The organism is Maribrevibacterium harenarium (genome assembly GCF_006385675.1).
Lineage (GTDB): Bacteria > Pseudomonadota > Gammaproteobacteria > Pseudomonadales > Marinomonadaceae > Marinomonas > Marinomonas harenarium.
In genome coordinates, this window is sequence record NZ_VFRR01000004.1 from 71,680 (window position 1) to 92,540 (window position 20,861).

A 20,861-nucleotide genomic window follows, 5' to 3' on the forward strand; every position below is an offset into this window, starting at 1 on the left:
CTTGATCTTGCAAACTTTGCGTTACGATCTCGGAGGTTTGTATGGTTAATTCTATCCTGAATGTTACAGCGTCTGCTCCTAAAACCAGTAATGCACAATCCGTTGGGCGCGAGTCTAGGGAGGGTGGTAGCGACTTTGGTGAAATCTTTAACGATGCTTCACAACAAAAATCTACTGTCGAAGACACTGCGTCTAAATCTGAGGCAGATACTGACGGGGTGGAGTCTGCCGAAGCTAAGCCAGCCCGAGATAGTGACGACAGGCATTCAAATGCCACGGCAGAGAAGCAAGATCAAGATAAAGACGTTGTTGCGAGCCAGTCAACTTTAGCCGCTAATCAAGCAAGCGAGGAAGTCGATGCTGTTGAAGCATCGGTTTCTGGAGCCGAAGCCGAAGAAATTGACCCGAACATTGACGAGATAACCGCAGTTAACCCCTCTTTGGGTGGCACAAATTTGCAGCCTAATGAGACAGAATCCGCCGCTGAAAATAGTGAGCTTGCCGATGTATCTGCGACGGTAGTAGATGAGCATTCTGCAGAAGCCGTCGTGCTGACTGGGACACAGGATGCCCCTGACACAGTGTTGGTAGATGCCGATAACAGCGTGGTTGCTACTGAAGCTCAGGTGGTATCCGACGAACAGTTACAAAGCACGCCTCTATCCGTTCCAAATCAACCTATCAAAGCTCAGCCAGTTACTAGCACCGATGTTGGTACCTTAGCAGCACAAAGCGAAGAAATTGAAGTCTTGTCAGGCGCACAAGTATTGCAATCTCAAGCTTTGAGTGACTCGAGTACAGCCTCTCCGATGCAGACCAGTATTGAAGAGCGCCGCCAGCAAGATAACTTGGCTTGGGTGCTTGGTCAGCTCACTCCAAAGTCTGATCTCGCTTCCCCAACCTCCGGGACACTATCACCAATCGCTAGTGGAATCAGTTCTTCTTTGACGCCTGCTGCAGGGAAGATGCCCTTGTCTACAGAGGCTTTGATGTCTCTAGTGGCTGGGCAAACAGGTGTAGATGTTACTGAAAGTAGTGATCAGCTTTTGTATCAGAGTGGAGTGGGAAGTTCTTCAGTTACCACTTCTCTGGGAGGTGCTGCTGCTCCAGCAACGACATCTAGTGGGGCAGCGTTGACAATGTCAGTGCCTCCTCAATCTGGCGCTTGGCCTTTGGAAATGGCGCAAAAGGTGAGTTGGGTAGCTAGCGAAGGTGTGAAAACGGCGCATATTCAGCTTGATCCCCCTGAACTCGGTAGTTTGACGATCAAGGTGACGATGGATCAGGACGGCAATACTCATGTCAGCTTTGTCGCGGCTAATGCCCAGTCTAGGGACATGATTGAGGGGCAAATGCAGCGTTTACGAGATATGCTACAACAACAGGGTATTGAACTAGACTCAGTTGACGTGAATGTAGCTCAAGATAATGCTGCTGGGCAACAGGGTGATCGCTATGGAGATGATGAAAGTGCGGCAAGAGCAGCAGGTGTAGGGAATGATATTGAAGCAACGGAAGACGTAAATATTAGCTACATCGATCCAGCTGATCGTGGAATTGATTTCTATGCCTAGCAATATGGGGAAAATGCCACGGAGAAAACCATGGTGATTCCTGACAAAGTCAGTAGAATGAAGCAATTAGCACATTTTTAAACACAAAATTAATCGACTAAGTAGAGCAAGGGTTATTCATGGCGCAAGATGAAGGCTTAGACGTTGGAGCTGAAGACGGTAAGAAAGGTGGCAAAAAAAAGCTGATCATCATACTGGTGGTAGCTTTATTAGTTTTAGGTGGTGGCGGTGCTGCGGCTTTTTTCTTACTTATGGGTGGAGATGACACGGAAGCGGCGGCCCAAGAAGAAACCGCTAGCGCCGAAATGGTACAGACAGATGGTCCTGCAATTTACCTAGAGATCGATCAGCCATTTGTAGTGGATTTTATGATCTCTGGTAAACAGCGCTATTTGCAACTCAATATGACGTTGAAATCCCGCGATCAAGCCCAAATAGACGCCGTGAAAATTCATATGCCACTTATTCGCAACAGCTTGGTATTGTTGTTTTCCAGTCAATCTTTTGATGAGTTGCAGACGGTTGCTGGTAAGCAAGCCCTGAAGACAGCCTCGATTGCTGCTATTAATCAGATTCTGACCCAGGAAACCGGTGTAGGTGGTATTGAGGATGTGCTTTTCACTAATTTTGTAATGCAGTGATACTCTAATGGCAACGCAAGATCTACTCTCTCAAGACGAAATCGATGCCCTATTGCATGGGGCGGATGAGAAACCCGAAGCAGACGATAATGCGGACGCGGGCGGGGTCTTATCCTATGATATTACCAGTCAAGAGCGTATTGTCCGTGGGCGGATGCCCACCCTTGAGATGATCAACGAGCGTTTCGCCCGCTATACCCGCATTAGTTTATTCAATCTTCTAAGACGAACTGCCGATGTGTCCTCTGGCGGCTTGCAGATAATGAAATTTGGTGAGTATGTGCATACGCTGTATGTACCCACTAGCCTTAATTTGGTTAAGTTTCGCCCCCTCCGAAGTACCGCCCTGTTTATTTTGGATGCGAAGCTCGTATTCAAGCTGGTAGACAACTTTTTTGGTGGTGATGGGCGACATGCAAAAATCGAGGGTCGTGAATTTACTCCCACTGAGATACGCATTGTACAGTTGATGCTAGAGCAGGTCTTCGTGGACTTGACCGAAGCTTGGGCGCCAGTATTGAAGTTGGAGCTTGAGTACATTAGTTCCGAAGTAAACCCTGCCATGGCGAATATCGTCAGCCCTAGCGAAGTGGTTGTGGTATCTACCTTTCATATCGAATTGGACGGTGGAGGTGGTGAGCTTCATATCACCTTACCTTATTCCATGATTGAGCCGGTCCGAGAACTGCTTGATGCCGGTGTGCAAAGTGATGTGGATGAAAAAGACGAGCGCTGGGGTAAGTCATTAGAGCAAGACGTGAAAGAGTTAGATGTCAAACTTCAGGTGAATGTGGTAAATAAAAAAGTCTCCCTAGGGGAGGTGCTAAAATTCAAACCTGGAGATATTATTCCGGTCGAGCTTCCCCAGTACGTGACGGTTCGGGCGAATAATGTGCCCACATTCAAAGGGAAACTCGGTGTCAGCAAAGGCCGCTATGCGGTTGAGATGGTAGAAAGTTACAAGAATTCAAGGTAGTAGCAAAGATGGCAGAAGAGCAAAACCCAGACGCAGAGGGTATGGACAGCGACTTGGCAGATGAGTGGGCTGCCGCCATGTCGGAAGCCTCCGAGGGTGGTGGTGATAATCTGGATGATGAATGGGCTGCGGCCATGTCTGAGCAGGTGGATGATGTTAAGCCTGTGCAACTACAAGAACTAGGGGGCGGTGGTAGTGCCGGATTAGGGTCTGATCTCGACCTTATTATGGATATCCCGGTGACCTTATCTATGGAGCTAGGTAATACTGAAATCGCTATTCGTAACCTGATGCAACTGACCCAAGGTTCAGTGGTAGAGTTAGATCGTTTTGCTGGTGAGCCGTTGGATGTGTTGGTAAATGGCACACTAATAGCCCACGGTGAGGTGGTAGTGGTTAACGATAAGTATGGTATTCGCTTAACCGACGTAGTGAGCCCTAGTGAACGTATTAAACGCCTCAAATAATCTGATGGTTGTGCTGTTTGTTATCGGTAGCCCGCTATTACAAGCTGCCGATAAGGAGCCATCCTCTTTAGGTCTGATGGATGTAGGGGCGGTATGGCGACTTGTGTTATCCTTAGCCGTTCTTGTTGTCCTTATTCCAGCAGTGGTTTGGGGGATGAAGCGTCTGCAGAAAGTGCAGCACAAATTCTCTCGTTCACAAATCAAGGTCATAGAATCCCAGCATTTGGGGCCCAAAGAACGGCTTGTTTTGGTTGAAATTGAAAACAAACGTTTACTGTTAGGGGCAACCTCCCAGCAGATAACGGTATTGTGTGAATTAGGTCCTTCTAGTCGTTTTGCTGATGCTTTAGCTCAGGCGCAACAAAGCGAAGAAAAGTCTGGAATGAGCTGATGCGTTTTTTTATTCCGCTGGTTTTGCTGCTGTCTTTGCCCAACTTGTCGTTTGCTGAAACCGGTTTGCCAGCAGTCACATTGACAACCAATCCTGACGGTAGTCAGGAGTACTCGGTTTCCCTACAAATCCTATTCATCATGACAGCGCTGACCCTGCTGCCGGCAGCTCTGATTATGATGACTTCTTTCACGCGTATCATAGTAGTGCTCGCCATATTGCGTCAGGCAATAGGGTTAGCTCAGACACCTTCAAACCAAATTATGGTGGGAATGGCGCTATTTTTGACTTTATTTATTATGACGCCAACCTTAGATCAGGTGAATGAAGTCGCGATTCAGCCCTATCTCAATGACGAGCTGACCTCAATGCAGGCAGTGCAGGCTGCAGAAGTTCCGGTTCGAGAATTTATGCTTGGGCAAACACGGGAAGACGATATCGCGCTTTATGTTAAGCTCGCTGGACGGGAAGGGCAGTACCAATCATATGCCGAATTACCGTTTACCATCCTGATGCCAGCGTTTGTTACGAGTGAATTGAAAACAGCATTTCAGATCGGTTTTATGTTGTTTATCCCATTTTTGATCGTTGACTTGGTGGTTGCCAGTGTATTGATGGCAATGGGTATGATGATGTTATCGCCGGTGATTATTTCCCTACCGTTTAAGATTATGTTATTTGTCATGGTTGATGGTTGGGCTATGATCATGGGGACTCTGGCGGCGAGCTTCGGGGTGTAGGGCATGGATCCACAGGTAGTATTGGATTTGTATGGGCACGGTTTTTATTTGATTATCATCATGGTGTCTGCCGTCATGGTGCCAAGCTTGATTGTGGGGCTAATAGTGTCAATATTCCAGGCAGCAACCCAAATCAACGAGCAGACGTTGTCGTTTTTACCCCGCCTTATTGTTACCCTTTTCGCTACGATGCACTTCGGCCCTTGGTTGCTTACAACGTTGACGGATTTTACTAACCAGTTATTCGTCGATATACCGATGATCATTGGCTAATGTTGAACTTTAACACTGATGACCTATTAACTCTTACTATCTCTTTTTTGCTGCCGTTTTTTCGTATCGGTGCTTTCATCATGGCGTTGCCACTGTTTGGTAGTCAGTTGGTCAGTGTCCAAGTGAGAGTACTGTTCGCGTTTGTTATTTCAATTATTCTCACACCAATTGTCCCTATCCCTGCGTACGACCCTATTTCTCCGGCATTCATTATTCTGATCGCTGAGCAGTTGGTGATTGGTTACATATTGGGATTTGTAGTAACGGCATTATTTCAATTGTTTTCATTAGCTGGCCAGTTAGCGGCGATGAAAGCAGGTCTTGGTTTTGCGATGTCAAATGACCCTGCAAACGGAATTAGTGTAGCAACCATGGGGCAGTACTACATGATGATGGTAGGGTTGGCCTTTCTCGGGACTAACGGACACCTAGTCATGATTGAGTATCTGGCTGAGAGCTTTAACTATTGGCCTATTGGACAAGGATTTGATAGTCAGCGGTATTGGGATGTGGTGCAGTTGGGGGGCTGGATGTTTGAAAAAGCTCTATTGCTAGTGATGCCGTTGGCAATTGCTACATTGGTAATGAACATTTCCTTTGGTGTGGTATCTAAAGCCTCGCCCCAATTAAATATCTTCGCGTTGGGTTTTCCTGTGATACTGTTATTTTCGCTGATATTTTTCTGGATCCTGCTGGAAGACTTTCTTGACATATATCGCCTCTACTTCGAGGAAATGACTAGGTGGCTTCAGGATACATGGGGGTTACGTGTAGATGGCTGAGAACGAAGACGGTACCGAAAAAACCGAAGATGCCAGTTCCAAGAAAATCGAAGATGCGAGAAAAAAGGGAAACGTGGCGCGTTCTCGTGATTTGAGTACAGCCGCATTGCTGATCGTTGCCGCTGCAACGCTGTACGGTACCGGTAACTTGATCGCGGTGGATTTACTTAAGGTCTTTCGCTTCAATTTTGATATTGAGCGTGAAGATATGTTTGATATGGCACGCATGATATATCACATGTATGAGTCGATTATGGCAATGGTTGACTCATTGATCATCATGATGTCTGTGTTATTTGTAGCGGGGGTGATTGGCAGCATTGTAATGGGCGGATTTAACTTCACTTGGGAGCCGCTCATACCCAAATTTTCCAAGTTGAACCCAATTGCAGGCTTAAAACGCATGTTTTCGGTTCAGTCTTTGGTTGAGCTACTTAAGTCTATCGCTAAAGTTACTTTAGTTGGAGTGATCGCTTGGTTCGTATTGACCTATTACCTGCCAGAAATGACCTCGCTAACCTATGAAACTCTTGGCGAGGCTATAGAGCATGCTGTGACCATTTTGATTTGGGCTTTCATTTTTGTGTCCTCGGCTCTGATTGTGATTGCAGCCATCGATATCCCATATCAAGCGTGGAAACACAGTAACGATTTAAAAATGACTAAGCAGGAAGTTAAGGATGAATACAAGCAGGCGGAGGGGGATCCCTTAGTGAAGGGGCGCATTCGCCAAATGCAACGGCAAGCCGCCATGAATCGGATGATGCAGGATGTTCCTAAAGCGGACGTGATTATTACCAACCCGACACACTTTTCCGTGGCATTAGTATATGATCAAACAAACAGCAAGGCGCCGATCATGGTCGCTAAAGGCAGTGATTTCATCGCCCTGAAGATCCGTGAAGTAGGGAATTTTTACGATATTCCTGTGATACAATCCCCACAGTTAGCCCGTGCAATTTATCGGCATACTGAAATTGGCGATGAAATACCTGAAGGGTTATTTAAAGTGGTGGCACAGCTATTGGCGTATGTTTACCAGCTACGTCGCGCCCGTTTAGGCGAGCCTGTTCCTGAATTGCTTCCGGATCTGGAAGTGCCGGAAGAGTTTCAGTGGAATGGTTAAAGAGTTAACCATTCCGGTTCGATTTTTTTAGAGGTGAGTTTAAGTGGCCATTGATCGCCAGCGAGTTTTAGGCCAGTTTCGTGGTGTGTTAGGAAGCGGCTTAGGGGTGCCTTTCCTGTTGCTATCGCTGTTGGCAATGATGATATTGCCGCTCCCTCCTTTTCTCTTGGATGTATTGTTTACCTTTAACATCGCCTTGTCCATTGTGGTATTGCTGGTCGCGGTGTATTCCTTGCGCCCCCTTGACTTTGCGGTTTTTCCGACGGTTCTACTGGTTTCTACCTTGTTGCGTTTAGCGCTTAACGTGGCATCGACTCGGGTTGTTTTGCTTTATGGTCACGAGGGTGGTGATGCGGCGGGTAAAGTGATTCAGGCGTTTGGTGAAGTGGTTATCGGCGGTAATTACGTCGTTGGTTTTGTGGTATTTACTATCTTGATGATTATTAACTTCGCGGTGGTAACCAAAGGTGCCGGACGTATTTCCGAAGTTAGTGCGCGCTTCACCTTGGATGCAATGCCGGGTAAGCAGATGGCCATCGATGCGGACTTGAATGCCGGTATGATCGATGCGGATCAAGCTAAACTTCGCCGAGATGAAATTGCTGCAGAAGCCGAGTTCTACGGCTCCATGGATGGTGCTTCAAAGTTCGTAAAGGGCGATGCCGTCGCAGGCATTATGATCTTAGCGATCAACATCATCGGCGGTCTACTAATCGGCATGATGCAATATGATCTGAGTTTTAGCGAAGCGATCACAATATACTCTTTGTTAACCATTGGTGATGGCTTGGTTGCTCAAATCCCATCGTTAATGTTATCGACTGCCGCGGCGATTATGGTTACCCGTGTCAACGAAAAAGGGGATATGGGGCAGCAAGTAATGGGGCAGATGTTTGCTTCAACTAAAGCCCTTTATATTGCAGCCGCCATTATGGCGATTATGGGGGTTGTGCCTGGTATGCCCCATGTTGCATTCCTTGGTTTGGCGGCCAGCATTGGTGGTTTGGCTTATTACCTAGAGCACCGCAAGAAGCAAGCAACCGTCAAGCCTGCCTCCAAAGCGGCTGGTGCTGGTAAGCCGGGGAGCTCTGATGCTCAGCCACCGGCAGAAGCGAAAGACTTGAGCTGGGAAGATGTGGCTCCGGTGGACATGTTAGGGCTGGAAGTGGGTTATCGGCTGATTCCGTTGGTAGATAAAAGTCAGGGGGGAGAGTTGTTGTCGCGAATTAAAGGTGTTCGGCGCAAGCTTTCCCAAGAGCTCGGTTTCTTAGTTCCTAGTGTCCATATTCGTGACAATCTTGATTTAATGCCAAATGCCTACCGTGTCACCTTGATGGGGGTAAGCCTGGCAGAGGCAGAAGTGCATCCTGACAAAGAATTGGCGATCGATCCAGGACAAGTATTTGGCACTATTGACGGTATTCCTGGTAAGGATCCGTCATTTGGCTTAGACGCCGTTTGGATTGATCCCAAAAAACGAGATCAGGCTCAGACCTACGGCTACACAGTGGTTGATGTGGCAACCGTTGTTGCCACCCATATCAACCAGATTATGCAAAAACATGCTTACGAGCTTATCGGTCATGATGAGGTGCAGCAGCTACTAGGTTTGCTCAAACAGTATAATCCTAAGCTTGCTGAAGAACTGGTGCCAAACACAGTGCCAATAAGTATTCTGTTAAAAGTCTTGCAGAATCTATTGTTGGAAGGAGTGCCGCTGCGTGATATGCGTACCATTGCTGAAGCTATCATGGGGGTGCAGCCAAAAACGCAAGACCCAATGGTGCTCACGGCTGCGGTACGGACTTCTTTGTCGCGGCTGATTATGCAGACTCTGGCGGAAGGGGTTGATGAGGTACCGGTAATGACATTGGACCCGCAGCTAGAGAAAATGCTGATGCAGACTGTGCAACAAAGTCAGCAGTCTGGCATTAAAAATGAAGAGGCGCTCATTTTAGAGCCGAAAATGGCAGAACAACTACAGCAATCATTTAAGCAGGCTGCAGAGCAGCAAGAGCAAATGGGGAATACTCCAATTCTGATTGTATCTGCACCCATTCGCCCCATGCTGGCGCGCTTCCTAAGATATGGTATGGTGAACATGGCTGTGCTCTCTTACCAAGAAGTGCCTGATCATAAGCGGGTTTCGGTGGTCGGCGTAATTGGTCAGTAGCTGATCATTTGTGTGATTTTGTTGCTATATTTATCCAGACTATTCGGGTAAGCTATGGATTTGTATGAAAAAAAAAACTGGAAGGATTAGCGGTAGCATGCAAATTAGGCGGTTCAGAGCACCCGATATGCGCAAAGCGATACGGAAAGTCCGTGACGCTGTAGGGCCTGATGCTGTCATTTTATCTAATCAACGCCTTCCTTCCGGCGAAATTGAGATTACGACCGCAATAGATTATGACGGTTCTTTGCCGAATAAGTCTCCCTCTTATGAGCGTCCGGTAGCTCCTCGAAGCTCAAATCAGCAAGCGTCGTCTCCACAACCTGCTCCGCGCCAGCAGCCACCAGTGCGACCTAGTGAAGATTATCAGGAGCGGATTGAACGCGCCCGAGCGAAGTCAGAACAGCAATCCTACGAAACGAATGCCCAACCGACTCAGCACAATTTAGTGAATGAGTTGAATCATGCGGCACAGCGTTTTGAATTAGAAGAACAGGGCAATATTGAAGAGGCTCTTTCAGTCAAGCGTCCTGTGGTGCCATCGCCGGAAGAAGAGAAAATTCGGGCAATGGAGCAAGAACTAAATGCAGTGAAGCGTCTGCTAGAGCAAACTCAGCAGCAAACAGTTGCTCCAGCCGCAGTAAAAATTCCCGCGCCACCATCAGAATCTCCTCGTCAGATTTTAGCGCAAAGACTCAAATACTTAGGTTTGTCTGATGGCGTTATCGAGAAAATTTGTTCCAACATGTCTTTGACTGGACGAGAAGAAGACTGGAAGCGAGCACTGTCTAACCTTGCCGATTATATTCCGATACGCTCAGCGGCGGAAACCCTGCAAGGATGTATCGCTTTTATGGGGCCTACCGGTGTAGGTAAAACAACTTCAATTGGTAAGATAGCCGCCCAGTATGTGTTGAAATACGGGGCTGGCAGCGTGGTATTAGTGACAACGGATACTTACCGTATCGCCGCTCACGAGCAGCTTCGCACCTTTGGGCGGATTTTGAATGTGCCGGTTGAAGTAGTAAATGAATACTCAGATTTAAACGAAGTATTAGATAAATACGCCAACTATTCGCTAATTTTGGTCGATACAGCGGGTATGAATCCTCGGGATCGTAACCTAGAGCGACAGTTGCTCATGATGAAACGCGCTCGTGGCTATCTCAAAAAGCTCCTAGTGTTGCCCTGCACCAGTCAGCATCAAGTGTTGAAAACGGTGGTTGATGTCTATTCTCAGGTGCAGCTTGATGGCTGTGTACTGAGTAAGCTTGATGAGTCGGCGTCATTGGGTGAGGCAATCAGCGTAGTTATCGAAGAAGCGTTGCCGGTAATGTATATAGCGGATGGGCAACGTATCCCAGATGATATTGAACCAGCCCGTGCACACCACCTAATTAGCCGAGCAGTTTACATTGCAGACCAGTATGGTCAACTTTATGGCTCATTGAAGTATGGTAGTTAGTAAAAATATGTTATTACTGAGCGCATAAAGCAAAACTATGTTGTACAGTTAGCCAGTTTACACGGCTATCCTTTGATTTAAATAAACGCGGATATATGCATAGCAAGAATCCTTATGGGACGTACTCAAAAAAAGCCACGTTAACCGTTGATGCTATCGTTCAACAGTATGGCTTTTTAGTAAAAAAAATTGCTTACCATCTGTTGGCGCGATTGCCGAGCCATGTGGAAGTTGATGATCTGTTGCAAGCGGGCATGATGGGACTCATCGAAGCTTACAAACGCTTTGAGTCTACCAAAGGTGCGTCATTTGAAACTTATGCAGGTATTCGCATCCGTGGCGCTATCATGGATGAGGTGCGTAAGAGTGATTGGGCCCCTCGTTCCGTTCGTCGCAACGGTAGAGCGGTGACAAACGCGATACGAGAAATTGAATCGGTTACTGGTCGTGAGGCGTCCGACGCAGAAGTGGCCGCCCACATGGGGATTTCACTTGATGAGTACCATGACATCGTGCAATCGTCTATGTCGACGCAACTGTTTAGCTATGAAGAAATGCTTGAAAGTGAACACGGCAGTTCTGAGCTAGATATAGAGTCTGACCAGCAAGGTGATGGCTCTCAGCCTTTCATGGCGGTAGCAGAAAATGGTTTCCAACAGCAGCTTGCGGCAGAGATAGATCGTTTGCCCGAGCGGGAAAAGTTAGTTTTATCCTTGTATTACAATGAAGAGCTTAACTTAAAAGAAATTGGCGCAGTGCTCGGTGTCAGCGAGTCTAGAGTCAGCCAAATACACAGTCAGGCAGCCATGCGATTGCGCTCTCGCCTAGCGGCTTGGCAAGATTAATAACGACATTTTTACAGACATTACCTTAGGGGTGTGGAGGTTGCATTGGATAAAAATATGAAAATCCTGATTGTTGATGATTTCTCAACGATGAGACGTATCATCAAAAATCTGCTCCGGGATTTGGGATTTACCAATACAGTCGAAGCGGACGATGGAACGACAGCGCTGCCAATTTTACAGACCGGAACCATCGATTTTCTCGTTACCGACTGGAATATGCCTGGTATGACGGGTATCGAACTGCTTCGTGCAGTGCGTGCAGATGATAAGCTCAAAACTATTCCTGTATTGATGGTAACTGCGGAAGCGAAACGTGATCAGATCATCGCCGCTGCCCAAGCCGGAGTGAACGGTTATGTGGTCAAACCTTTTACTGCAGTGGCGTTGAAAGAGAAAATTGAGAAAATTTTTGAGCGAATTGATTCCGCTAAATAGGTGCCGTCATGTCAGATAAGAAAGGCTCTGAACTGGGCGATTTCGAAAATATCGTTAAAGATGGTGCGGTGGATCTCCTGAATAAGTTAGAAGTAGGGGATTTCAGCGGTGCTATCAAAATCATTCAGGAATTGAGTGAAGCTAGACATAAAAGCTTCTATAACGAAGTTGGTTACCTCACGCGCAGTCTGCATGATGCCATTCGTGACTTTCAAATTGACTCGTTTGATATGATGGCCTCTAGTGGTGATGCTGAGTCAGCCTCTAAAATTACCGATGCCTCAGACCGCTTGAACTATGTGATCGAGATGACCAGCTCGGCAGCTAACAAAACCATGGATATGGTTGATAGTAGCGTTCCAGTAGCGAGTGAATTGCAAAACCAAGCGCGAGAGTTACATAAAGATTGGAACCGTCTAATTCAGCGGGATTTGACTCCCCAAGAGTTCCGTGAACTGTATAAACGCATCGATGCCTTTTTGAAATATACTGATGAGAGTGCCACCACACTGCACAATAATCTCAATACCATATTGCTGGAGCAAGGCTATCAGGATCTGACAGGGCAGGTTATTGCCCGCGTTAACGATTTGATTCGAGATGTTGAAGAGCGTTTGGTTCACCTGGTGGCGGTCGCAGGGCGTGTTGACAGTATTTCCGGTATCGAACACGAAGAAAAAGAATTTGAGCGGGATGATGATCTCGGTCACGGGCCGTCGATTAAACAAGACAACAACCCAGAAGTATTGAATAACCAAGACGAAGTAGATGATTTACTTTCGAGTCTTGGATTCTAAGAGGAGCTGAGGATGAGTTTCGAGGTCGATGAAGAGATTCTTCAGGATTTTTTGGTAGAAGCTGGCGAAATCCTTGAGCAGCTCTCTGAACAGTTAGTAGATCTGGAACAAAACCCTGATGATGTTGCGTTGTTAAATGCAATCTTCCGAGGTTTTCACACAGTTAAAGGTGGTGCGGGCTTTTTGCAGCTGACGGCACTGGTGGACTGCTGTCACTATGCAGAGAACGTGTTCGACGTATTGCGTAATCGTCAGCGTACTATTGACTCGGATCTCATGGATGTGGTGCTTCAAGCGCTTGATTCAGTCAACGAAATGTTTGAGGCGGTGCGCTCCGGTCAAGAGCCGCAACATGCTGACCCGCAACTAATCGATGCTCTTAGTTTCTATGCCAAACCCCCATCCGCAGATGAACTCGCAGCGTCAGCGGAGAAAGACATTGAAGTAGAAGAAGAGGTTGAGCCAGAGTTAGAAGAGCCAGTCCCTGAAGATAACTCTTCTGCTGAGCAAGCAGATGATCAACCTGCCGATATCTCTGATGATGAATTTGAATCTTTGCTAAGTGCATTGGGTTCTGGTGCTGGTAACGAAGCGACCGAGGCTTCTCCAGCGGCTGAAACATCCGATTCTGATGACATTACCGAAGATGAATTTGATGCGTTGCTTGACCAGCTTCACGGCGGCGGTGCGCCGGGTATGAGATCTAGCGGGAGTAGCTCAGTAGAAGCCGCGCCCGAAATGGATTCTTCCAGTGATTCGGATGATATCACCGAGGATGAGTTCGAGGCCCTACTAGATCAATTACATGGTGGTGGCGCCCCGGGTGTGGCTAAAGGGGAAGAAAGTCAGCCAAGCAAATCTGAAACTTCTAGTGAGCCGGCTGCTGGCCGAGCCAGTGCGGAATCTGACTTGATCACCGAAGACGAGTTTGAGTCGCTACTAGACAGTCTTCATGGTAAAGGCCAAAGCCCAACCCACGCTACTCCTTCTGGCTCAGAAAAAGCAGAACCAGCCTCACAACCGAAACCAAAAGTCGAAGCTAAAGCAGCACCTAAGCCCGAGTCCAAGCCTGCTGCGCCCAAACCAGCAGCGAGACCAGCACCTGCTCCGAAAGCGGCTGAACCGGCAGATAGTCAAAAGCAATCCCCAGTGGTTCAAGAGACCACGGTTCGTGTTGATACCAAACGTTTGGACGACATTATGAACATGGTCGGCGAGCTCGTACTAGTACGTAACCGTCTTGTTCGTCTGGGCTTGCAAAGCGACGACGAGTCCATGAGTAAGGCCGTCTCCAACTTAGATGTCGTCACGGGTGATTTGCAAAACGCCGTGATGAAAACCCGAATGCAGCCAATCAAGAAAGTGTTTGGTCGCTTCCCTCGAGTAGTACGGGATTTGGCACGCAGCCTGAAGAAAGAAGTTAATTTAGAGTTGCGTGGTGAAGAGACAGACCTAGACAAAAACCTAGTTGAAGCCCTTGCTGACCCATTGGTTCACTTGGTGCGCAATTCGGTTGACCATGGTATTGAAGCTCCGGATGTCCGAGAGGCAAAAGGTAAGCCGCGCGTTGGTCATGTGGTCTTGTCCGCAGAGCAAGAAGGGGATCATATCCTATTATCCATCGACGATGATGGCGCTGGTATGGACCCAGATGTATTGCGTCGTAAAGCCGTTGAAAAAGGCTTGATGGATACGGATGCTGCGGAGCGATTGTCTGATGATGAAGCATTTAATCTAATTTTTGCTCCCGGATTTTCTACCAAAGTAGAGATTACCGACGTATCTGGTCGCGGTGTTGGGATGGATGTGGTGAAAACCAAAATCTCTCAACTCAACGGTACATTAGATATCAAGTCCGTGCTTGGCCAAGGCTCTCGTTTCAGTATTAAGGTGCCATTGACCTTGGCTATTATGCCTACCTTGATGGTGATGCTTGATAACCAAGCGTTTGCCTTCCCGTTGGTTAGTGTAAATGAGATTTTCCACCTAAACCTGAAGAAGACAAATGTTGTTGATGGCCAGCAGGTGGTTGTAATTCGTGGCAAAACCCTACCAATTTTCCACTTGAAACATTGGATGATTAAAGGGGCTCGTTATAACCCAACTCCTGAAGAAGCTCACGTTGTGGTCGTTCAGGTGGGCATGAATGAGGTGGGCTTCGTTGTTGACCAACTCGTTGGTCAGGAAGAGGTAGTTATTAAGCCTCTAGGTAAAATGTTGCAGGGCACGCCGGGAATGGCTGGCGCGACGATTACCGGTGACGGTCGTATTGCTTTGATTCTTGATGTGCCTAGCATGTTGAAGAATTACGCTTCTCGCTAAGTTGATATGGGAGCTTTACTATGCCAGTGAAGGTGCTGGTCGTTGACGATTCGGGTTTTTTTCGCCGTCGTTTAGTGGAAATTTTTGAGGCAGATCCGCGCTTAAAAGTTGTTGGCACAGCTAACAACGGCAAAGAAGCAGTAGACAAGGTAATGTCTCTTTCTCCTGATGTCGTGACTATGGATTACGAGATGCCAGTTTTGGATGGTATCTCCGCTGTGACGGCAATTATGAAAGAGAAGCCTACGCCGGTATTGATGTTCTCTTCCCTGACTCACGAAGGGGCGAGGGTGACACTTGATGCTTTGGAAGCTGGCGCAGTGGATTTTATGCCTAAGAATTTCGAGGATATTTCTCGGGATTCGGCGGTGGTGAAGCACACCCTAGTGGAACGCGTACTGACAGTGGCGCGAACTCGTTTGGGTGGAGCACGTGCGCCAATCGCGCCAGTATCGCGAAAAGAGCCTCCCAAGCCAATTGTTACTGATCGCGGCGTTATTATTCCCCGCGCTCGTAAGAAGGTAAGCTTAGTAGCAATTGGTACCTCTACTGGGGGGCCAATGGCTTTGCAAGCGGTGTTAACCAAATTACCAAAGAACTTTCCTGTGCCATTGGTGTTGGTGCAACATATGCCGGCTGCATTTACTCATGCGTTTGCCGATCGTTTAAATCAAATTTGCCAAATCAGCGTTAAAGAAGCGCAAGATGGCGACAAACTGCAACCTGGCGTGGCGTTACTAGCTCCTGGTGGCAAACAGATGATGGTTGATCCACGCAACGGCGGCAGTGTGCGTATCCTAGAAGGTGACGAGCGACTCAACTATAAACCATCGGTGGATGTCACTTTCGGTTCTGCCTCTAAATGTTACCCGGGTAAGGTTTTATCCGTGGTGATGACGGGAATGGGGGCAGATGGTCGCGAAGGTGCTCGTATGCTTAAAAACTCGGGTTCCAAAGTTTGGGTACAAAGCGAAGATTCCTGTGTTATCTACGGTATGCCGATGGCGGTAGAGAAAGCGAATCTCGCTGATGATATTATCCATTTAGACCATATAGGTGAACGCATCGTTAAAGAGGTGTGTTGATGGATTTGCTCACCATCGGCGGCTTAGTCGTTGCTTTTTGCGCTGTTTTTCTGGCGAATTGGCTTGGTGGTGGTGAGATTGTCCTATTACTGAATTTGCCTTCGGCAATCATCGTTATTGTTGGTAGTGTCGGGGCAGCTTTGGTACAGAGCTCCGCCGAAGATGCCATTAAGGCCCTGAAAATGCTGCGTTGGGCATTTTTTCCACCGCAGTTTCACCTCGTTTTCGCCAGAGAAACCATCAGTCGTTTATCTGCTAAAGCTCGCCGTTTGTCAGTCTTATCTTTGGAATCCGATATTAAGGCTCTGAATAACCGTTTTGCCACAAGAGCTTTACAGATGGCCGTTGATGGTACTGAGCCGGACGTATTTGCTGATCGGCTGCACGAAGAAGCCATGCGGGTTCACGAGCGCAAAAGTAATTACATCGGTTTTCTAGAGTCGGTGGGTAGCTATGCTCCAACATTAGGCATCATGGGGTCCGTACTAGGTCTGATTCAGGCTATGGCCAACTTAGACAGTCCTGAGGCATTGGGTCATGGCATCGCCGTGGCCTTTGTGTCGACCTTCTATGGTCAGGGGTTCGCAAACCTCATCATGTTTCCCTTGTGTCGTAAATTAACCGGCTACGTGGATGCCGAATTACTACTGAACCAGCTATATATAGATGGTATTCATGGTATTGCGATTGGCAAACACCCCCAGCGTTTAGAACTTGAACTAGACGGCTATGAATGAGCGTAAGCTATCTGGTCGTGATCGGGCCCGGCAATGGCAAACGCAGCGCCGCTTAAAACGTCAGCTGAATACTGGTGGACGTGATCGTTGGGTATTATCCTATGCGGACTTCATTACTCTTCTCTTTGCCTTCTTTGTAGCACTTTATTCTATCTCCTTAAAGCAAGCTGGCGATGAACGTCAATTGACGCAAACTCTGCAAGGAATCTTCGATGCAGTGCAGAAATCAATTAAGCCCATCAATATTGGTGATCCAGTCGCTGAAGAGGCAAATGGTGAGCAAATGCTGCAAGTTACCCCTGACGAAAGCTTTGACCCCACTCCCAATGTCATTTCTAATGTGAGCCAGGTCGACAATACGGTTGTCTATAAAGCCTTGAGTGATACCATAACGTCGCAATTCCCTTCATTGCAGCGTTCTGGCGATGTTACTATCAATGAGGATCCTAATTGGATCACCCTAGATATGAAATCTGGATTGTTGTTTGCTGAAGGGGAATCAGAACTCAGTAATGAAGCTGTGGCATTACTTATTGCTATTGCCAATATCTTACAAGCCTACCCATCGCCGATTTTAGTGCTCGGCAATACGGATGATACCCCAACAACTGGGCGTGTTATTAGTAGCAACTGGCATCTATCAGCGCTGCGGGCAGCCGCTGTAGTGGATGAGTTAATTTATCGCGGCATTAATCCAAAATTGCTGGCACCGGTGGGTTTTTCTAGTGAAAATCCTCAGGTTCGCAACACCAATGATTATGCCCGAGCGCAAAACCGTCGCGTCACTCTCAAAATTAGTAAGCAAGTGTCTGATAATCTTCATGATTACTTGTTTAACTAAGGCCTATCTGTATATGATTAGGTGTTTAGACGTCAAAGTTGGCCTGTACTCAGGGGAATTAGTGTGCACATTTGGGCTGTGGCAAATCAAAAAGGTGGGGTAGGCAAAACAACCACTGTAGTAACCATATCTGGATTATTGGCAGATGCAGGTCATCGCGTGCTAATGATTGATTTGGACCCTCACGGTTCCCTTACCAGTTATTTTCGCTTCGATCCAGATTCCATTGAGCACAGTGCCTACGATTTGTTTCAAGTCCCTGGGAAAATTCCAGAGAGTTTGCCGCCTAGTCTGATCCTTGAGACCGGTCATCCCAATTTATCTCTTATGCCGGCTTCTACCGCATTGGCGACACTGGAGCGGCACGCCCAAGCCCAAGGCGGCATGGGATTAGTGATTTCTAAGACACTCGCTATCCTCTGGGATGATTACGATTACGTGTTGATCGATAGTCCGCCAGTGCTTGGTGTCTTGATGATTAATGCCTTAGCGGCTTGTCAGCAGTTATTAATTCCGGTTCAGACAGAATTTCTAGCCATCAAGGGCCTAGAGCGTATGATCCGCACCCTTACTATGATCAACCGTGCTCGTAAACGTCCAGTGCCTTATATTATTGTGCCAACCTTGTTTGACCGTCGTACCCAGGCCTCCAATAAAAGTCTGCGAAACCTGAAAGAGCTGTATGAAGATTCGGTCTGGCCGTCTGTGATTCCAGTAGACACTAAGCTACGGGATGCGAGCACAGCGGGTATTGCACCTTCTGCGTTGGACGCTAGCGCTCGAGGCGTGAAGGCCTACGCCAGTCTATTAGAATCCTTGGTTAGCCCTGCCAAATAACGGTACACGATGAAGAGCACCAATGTAGAACTTGATACCATGAATTCTCCGCAACAAGCCTTGCAGCGTTACTTGGATGATTTGTTGTTAGATGTTACCTACTCGGAAGCGACTGAGGAGGATGAATCTATCACGTCGTCCGAAGATGTTGCCGTAGAGTTAGAGGTTGCAGCGCACGCTTCTGAGGCGGTTGCGGAAATTGATCTAGATGAACAGTTGGATCTCTCCTTTGCCGAGTTTGAAGCGGCTATTCAAGGGTTGCAGGATGAGAGCAGCGATGCACGGGCTGAATCTAAACCTGTGATCGAGAATCGCGCACCTTCTGTAACTATGGTACAGGAGCGCCATTCCTCAGAAGTGCTCGACACTGTTTCTTTTGAATTACCGCAAGAGGTTGATGCCTTAGAGGATGTGGTTGACGAGAACGATCCCAGCCAAGAAATACCAGACAGCCAAGCTGAGTTGGAAGTGGGCGCTCACATCAGTGATTTGGCTAGTGTGGTGCAACAGGATTCTGCTGAGTTGCCTGCAATCGACGAAAAAGAGCTTGAGCAAGAATTTGTTCCAGCTGATATCACGATCGAGAGCGAAGCCCCAGTCGCAAAACCACAGATTGCGAAGACTGATCCATTACCTTGGGCACAAAGCCGCTTCGAATGCCTACTGTTCTATGTCGGTGGTCTGAAAATGGCGGTACCACTGGTAGAATTAGGTGGTATTTACCAAGCGAATAAAGATAACGTGACCAATATATTTGGACAGCCGTCTTGGTATATGGGTGTCGCGAATGTTGGCGAGTTTAATATTCGCACAGTAGACACGGCTCGTTGGGTAATGCCAGATCACTACGTAGGTGAACTAAAGGATAACTTTAAGTTTGTGATTCAGCTCGATCGCTCTGATTGGGGGCTTGCTTGTGAGAAAGTGGCGGAAGCCATCTCATTAGAGCCCTCCCAAGTAAAATGGCGCAGTGATCGCAGCCGTCGTCCTTGGTTAGCTGGTACTGTTATTGACCATATGTGCGCTATATTAGATGTACAAGGTTTTATTGAATTGTTAGACGATCCCAATAACGGCTATAAAATGCACGTGAAAGGTTAACTGTCCTCGGAGGTCATGCCATGTCAACAGGTCGCGCGTTAAAAGAAGTAAAGGTAAATGATGATCCAATGTTACAGTGGGTGACATTCCGCTTGGAGCATGAGATCTATGGTGTGAACGTGATGCAGGTAAAAGAAGTTCTGCGTTACACCGAGATCGCCCCAGTACCTGGCGCACCCTCATTTGTATTGGGTATTATTCATTTGCGGGGCACCGTGGTGACAGTGATTGATACCTGTCAGCGCTTTGACCTAACGTCAGGTGAGATCACTGACTCTACCCGCATCATGATTTTGGAAGTAGATGGTCATGTTATCGGTATCTTGGTTGATGCAGTTTCTGAGGTAGTTTACTTACGCCAGTCGGAAATTGAAGCATCTCCCAATGTAGGTAATGATGAATCGTCAAAATTTATTCAAGGCGTATGCCATAAAAATGACACGTTACTTATTTTGGTGGATTTAGATAAATTATTGTCTGAGGATGAATGGTCCGAAGTGGCCTCCATGTAATAGTTCGGGTTTTATTCTAGGCCGCTCAACACCATAAGGCAGTTAATGGATTCTCAGTGGATTTTCAATTTTTTACTTGTGTTTCAGTTTCTCGTAATTGTGATGCTGGTGGTTTGGTTATGGCGTGTCCAGCGCCGGCTAAACCGTATCCAGGATCAACAAAGCGAGGCTGAGCTTGGGCAAAAAAAACAAGTCCAGGTGTTGGCGTCTGGGTCTATCGGTATGGGGCGCCGCTTAGTCGCCATCGAAAAGCGCCTAAACATGGCAGTGGAACGCCAAAGCGAGATTATCTCCAAAGAGGGCAGTGTTTCCTATAATCGCGCGATGGAGTTACTTGAAATGGGTGCCACGGTGGATGATCTTGTCTCTAAATGTGGGCTGATTCGCGCCGAAGCGGAGCTGATTAGCTTGTTGAAGAAAGAATCCCGCCTAAACAGCCAGTCGAGTAAATAGCGCAGAACAGTGTTATGTTTCCGATTTTTTCAGGGAATGGGCGAAGGCAATAATTTCTGCAATAGCTAGGTAAAGTGCTTCAGGTATTTCGTCGCCCAACTCTAACGTAGCCAACACCTCCACGAGCTCAGGGCTTTTATGCAGTAATACGTCATTTTCCTTTGCCACCTCCATGATTCTTTCTGCTAGATAGCCGCTACCTTTGGCAGTCACTTTAGGGGCAGAACTGTAATCATAATGTAGTGCAACGGCTTGGGCTGGCTTTCGGCGATGTTGGTTTGTCAT

At 47.4% G+C, this 20,861-nt stretch carries 23 protein-coding genes; 22 read left to right on the forward strand and 1 reads right to left on the reverse strand.

Going from position 1 to position 20,861, the window contains the following annotated elements:
* Positions 1-41 precede the first annotated feature (41 nt).
* From FJM67_RS03480 to FJM67_RS03585, 22 genes are all read left to right on the forward strand, one after another.
* Positions 42-1,574, forward strand: coding sequence for a flagellar hook-length control protein FliK (locus FJM67_RS03480; RefSeq protein WP_140587284.1), 1,533 nt, complete (start codon positions 42-44; stop codon positions 1,572-1,574).
* A gap of 119 nt (positions 1,575-1,693) precedes the next feature.
* The gene (locus FJM67_RS03485) at positions 1,694-2,215 is read left to right on the forward strand and encodes a flagellar basal body-associated FliL family protein (RefSeq protein WP_140587285.1); all 522 of its coding nucleotides are present in this window, start codon (positions 1,694-1,696) and stop codon (positions 2,213-2,215) included.
* Between the two features lie 7 nt (positions 2,216-2,222).
* Positions 2,223-3,191 (forward strand): flagellar motor switch protein FliM, encoded by a 969-nt coding sequence (gene fliM / locus FJM67_RS03490; RefSeq protein ID WP_140587286.1) that lies wholly within the window; start codon positions 2,223-2,225, stop codon positions 3,189-3,191.
* Positions 3,192-3,199: 8 nt separating this feature from the next.
* Positions 3,200-3,658: a flagellar motor switch protein FliN gene (gene fliN, locus FJM67_RS03495; RefSeq protein WP_140587287.1), complete on the forward strand. Its 459-nt coding sequence runs from the start codon at positions 3,200-3,202 to the stop codon at positions 3,656-3,658.
* On the forward strand, positions 3,633-4,049 hold the full coding sequence (gene fliO / locus FJM67_RS03500; protein ID WP_140587288.1) for a flagellar biosynthetic protein FliO: 417 nt from the start codon (positions 3,633-3,635) through the stop codon (positions 4,047-4,049). Before fliN ends, fliO begins: the two co-directional genes overlap by 26 nt.
* The gene (gene fliP / locus FJM67_RS03505; protein WP_181161420.1) at positions 4,049-4,789 is read left to right on the forward strand and encodes a flagellar type III secretion system pore protein FliP; all 741 of its coding nucleotides are present in this window, start codon (positions 4,049-4,051) and stop codon (positions 4,787-4,789) included. The genes fliO and fliP overlap by 1 nt, the downstream gene beginning before the upstream one ends.
* A 3-nt stretch (positions 4,790-4,792) precedes the next feature.
* Positions 4,793-5,062 carry a flagellar biosynthesis protein FliQ gene (gene fliQ / locus FJM67_RS03510; protein ID WP_140587290.1) on the forward strand — a complete coding sequence of 90 codons (270 nt, stop codon included), beginning with the start codon at positions 4,793-4,795 and terminating at the stop codon, positions 5,060-5,062.
* Positions 5,062-5,844, forward strand: a complete 783-nt coding sequence (gene fliR, locus FJM67_RS03515; RefSeq protein ID WP_140587291.1) for a flagellar biosynthetic protein FliR — start codon at positions 5,062-5,064, stop codon at positions 5,842-5,844. Before fliQ ends, fliR begins: the two co-directional genes overlap by 1 nt.
* A complete protein-coding gene (flhB, locus tag FJM67_RS03520; RefSeq protein WP_140587292.1) occupies positions 5,837-6,970 on the forward strand; it encodes a flagellar biosynthesis protein FlhB in 1,134 nt (377 codons plus the stop codon). The genes fliR and flhB overlap by 8 nt, the downstream gene beginning before the upstream one ends.
* Positions 6,971-7,013: 43 nt before the next feature.
* Positions 7,014-9,143 (forward strand): flagellar biosynthesis protein FlhA, encoded by a 2,130-nt coding sequence (flhA, locus tag FJM67_RS03525; RefSeq protein WP_140587293.1) that lies wholly within the window; start codon positions 7,014-7,016, stop codon positions 9,141-9,143.
* Between the two features lie 127 nt (positions 9,144-9,270).
* On the forward strand, positions 9,271-10,608 hold the full coding sequence (gene flhF / locus FJM67_RS03530) for a flagellar biosynthesis protein FlhF (RefSeq protein ID WP_235889974.1): 1,338 nt from the start codon (positions 9,271-9,273) through the stop codon (positions 10,606-10,608).
* Positions 10,609-10,703: 95 nt separating this feature from the next.
* The gene (locus FJM67_RS03535) at positions 10,704-11,453 is read left to right on the forward strand and encodes an RNA polymerase sigma factor FliA (protein WP_140587295.1); all 750 of its coding nucleotides are present in this window, start codon (positions 10,704-10,706) and stop codon (positions 11,451-11,453) included.
* Between the two features lie 57 nt (positions 11,454-11,510).
* A complete protein-coding gene (locus FJM67_RS03540) occupies positions 11,511-11,891 on the forward strand; it encodes a chemotaxis response regulator CheY (protein WP_425452749.1) in 381 nt (126 codons plus the stop codon).
* 8 nt (positions 11,892-11,899) lie between these two features.
* Entirely contained in the window at positions 11,900-12,688 is a 789-nt protein-coding gene (locus tag FJM67_RS03545) for a protein phosphatase CheZ (protein WP_140587296.1), read from the forward strand.
* A 12-nt stretch (positions 12,689-12,700) separates the two neighbouring features.
* A complete protein-coding gene (locus FJM67_RS03550) occupies positions 12,701-15,010 on the forward strand; it encodes a chemotaxis protein CheA (RefSeq protein ID WP_140587297.1) in 2,310 nt (769 codons plus the stop codon).
* A gap of 20 nt (positions 15,011-15,030) precedes the next feature.
* The gene (locus tag FJM67_RS03555) at positions 15,031-16,095 is read left to right on the forward strand and encodes a protein-glutamate methylesterase/protein-glutamine glutaminase (protein WP_140587298.1); all 1,065 of its coding nucleotides are present in this window, start codon (positions 15,031-15,033) and stop codon (positions 16,093-16,095) included.
* Positions 16,095-16,832: a flagellar motor protein gene (locus FJM67_RS03560; RefSeq protein ID WP_140587299.1), complete on the forward strand. Its 738-nt coding sequence runs from the start codon at positions 16,095-16,097 to the stop codon at positions 16,830-16,832. Before FJM67_RS03555 ends, FJM67_RS03560 begins: the two co-directional genes overlap by 1 nt.
* Positions 16,825-17,673 carry an OmpA family protein gene (locus FJM67_RS03565; RefSeq protein WP_140587300.1) on the forward strand — a complete coding sequence of 283 codons (849 nt, stop codon included), beginning with the start codon at positions 16,825-16,827 and terminating at the stop codon, positions 17,671-17,673. Before FJM67_RS03560 ends, FJM67_RS03565 begins: the two co-directional genes overlap by 8 nt.
* 63 nt (positions 17,674-17,736) lie before the next feature.
* Positions 17,737-18,510: a ParA family protein gene (locus FJM67_RS03570; protein ID WP_140587301.1), complete on the forward strand. Its 774-nt coding sequence runs from the start codon at positions 17,737-17,739 to the stop codon at positions 18,508-18,510.
* 9 nt (positions 18,511-18,519) lie between these two features.
* On the forward strand, positions 18,520-19,611 hold the full coding sequence (locus tag FJM67_RS03575; RefSeq protein ID WP_140587302.1) for a chemotaxis protein CheW: 1,092 nt from the start codon (positions 18,520-18,522) through the stop codon (positions 19,609-19,611).
* Between the two features lie 20 nt (positions 19,612-19,631).
* A complete protein-coding gene (locus tag FJM67_RS03580; protein WP_140587303.1) occupies positions 19,632-20,123 on the forward strand; it encodes a chemotaxis protein CheW in 492 nt (163 codons plus the stop codon).
* A 45-nt stretch (positions 20,124-20,168) separates the two neighbouring features.
* Positions 20,169-20,576, forward strand: a complete 408-nt coding sequence (locus FJM67_RS03585; RefSeq protein ID WP_140587304.1) for a DUF2802 domain-containing protein — start codon at positions 20,169-20,171, stop codon at positions 20,574-20,576.
* 12 nt (positions 20,577-20,588) lie between these two features.
* On the opposite strand, the gene FJM67_RS03590 is transcribed toward FJM67_RS03585, so the two are convergent.
* Positions 20,589-20,861, reverse strand: coding sequence for an EscU/YscU/HrcU family type III secretion system export apparatus switch protein (locus tag FJM67_RS03590; protein ID WP_140587305.1), 273 nt, complete (start codon positions 20,859-20,861; stop codon positions 20,589-20,591).

What these genes read in the sequence shown, in the direction of transcription:
- FJM67_RS03480 (WP_140587284.1), top strand. Translation starts at nt 42, where the DNA reads ATGGTTAATTCTATCCTGAATGTTACAGCGTCTGCTCCTAAAACCAGT.
- FJM67_RS03485 (WP_140587285.1), top strand. Translation starts at nt 1,694, where the DNA reads ATGGCGCAAGATGAAGGCTTAGACGTTGGAGCTGAAGACGGTAAGAAA.
- fliM (WP_140587286.1), top strand. Translation starts at nt 2,223, where the DNA reads ATGGCAACGCAAGATCTACTCTCTCAAGACGAAATCGATGCCCTATTG.
- fliN (WP_140587287.1), top strand. Translation starts at nt 3,200, where the DNA reads ATGGCAGAAGAGCAAAACCCAGACGCAGAGGGTATGGACAGCGACTTG.
- fliP (WP_181161420.1), top strand. Translation starts at nt 4,049, where the DNA reads ATGCGTTTTTTTATTCCGCTGGTTTTGCTGCTGTCTTTGCCCAACTTG.
- fliQ (WP_140587290.1), top strand. Translation starts at nt 4,793, where the DNA reads ATGGATCCACAGGTAGTATTGGATTTGTATGGGCACGGTTTTTATTTG.
- fliR (WP_140587291.1), top strand. Translation starts at nt 5,062, where the DNA reads ATGTTGAACTTTAACACTGATGACCTATTAACTCTTACTATCTCTTTT.
- flhB (WP_140587292.1), top strand. Translation starts at nt 5,837, where the DNA reads ATGGCTGAGAACGAAGACGGTACCGAAAAAACCGAAGATGCCAGTTCC.
- flhF (WP_235889974.1), top strand. Translation starts at nt 9,271, where the DNA reads ATGCGCAAAGCGATACGGAAAGTCCGTGACGCTGTAGGGCCTGATGCT.
- FJM67_RS03535 (WP_140587295.1), top strand. Translation starts at nt 10,704, where the DNA reads ATGCATAGCAAGAATCCTTATGGGACGTACTCAAAAAAAGCCACGTTA.
- FJM67_RS03540 (WP_425452749.1), top strand. Translation starts at nt 11,511, where the DNA reads ATGAAAATCCTGATTGTTGATGATTTCTCAACGATGAGACGTATCATC.
- FJM67_RS03545 (WP_140587296.1), top strand. Translation starts at nt 11,900, where the DNA reads ATGTCAGATAAGAAAGGCTCTGAACTGGGCGATTTCGAAAATATCGTT.
- FJM67_RS03550 (WP_140587297.1), top strand. Translation starts at nt 12,701, where the DNA reads ATGAGTTTCGAGGTCGATGAAGAGATTCTTCAGGATTTTTTGGTAGAA.
- FJM67_RS03555 (WP_140587298.1), top strand. Translation starts at nt 15,031, where the DNA reads ATGCCAGTGAAGGTGCTGGTCGTTGACGATTCGGGTTTTTTTCGCCGT.
- FJM67_RS03560 (WP_140587299.1), top strand. Translation starts at nt 16,095, where the DNA reads ATGGATTTGCTCACCATCGGCGGCTTAGTCGTTGCTTTTTGCGCTGTT.
- FJM67_RS03565 (WP_140587300.1), top strand. Translation starts at nt 16,825, where the DNA reads ATGAATGAGCGTAAGCTATCTGGTCGTGATCGGGCCCGGCAATGGCAA.
- FJM67_RS03575 (WP_140587302.1), top strand. Translation starts at nt 18,520, where the DNA reads ATGAAGAGCACCAATGTAGAACTTGATACCATGAATTCTCCGCAACAA.
- FJM67_RS03580 (WP_140587303.1), top strand. Translation starts at nt 19,632, where the DNA reads ATGTCAACAGGTCGCGCGTTAAAAGAAGTAAAGGTAAATGATGATCCA.
- FJM67_RS03585 (WP_140587304.1), top strand. Translation starts at nt 20,169, where the DNA reads ATGGATTCTCAGTGGATTTTCAATTTTTTACTTGTGTTTCAGTTTCTC.
- FJM67_RS03590 (WP_140587305.1), bottom strand. Translation starts at nt 20,861, where the DNA reads ATGACAAACCAACATCGCCGAAAGCCAGCCCAAGCCGTTGCACTACAT.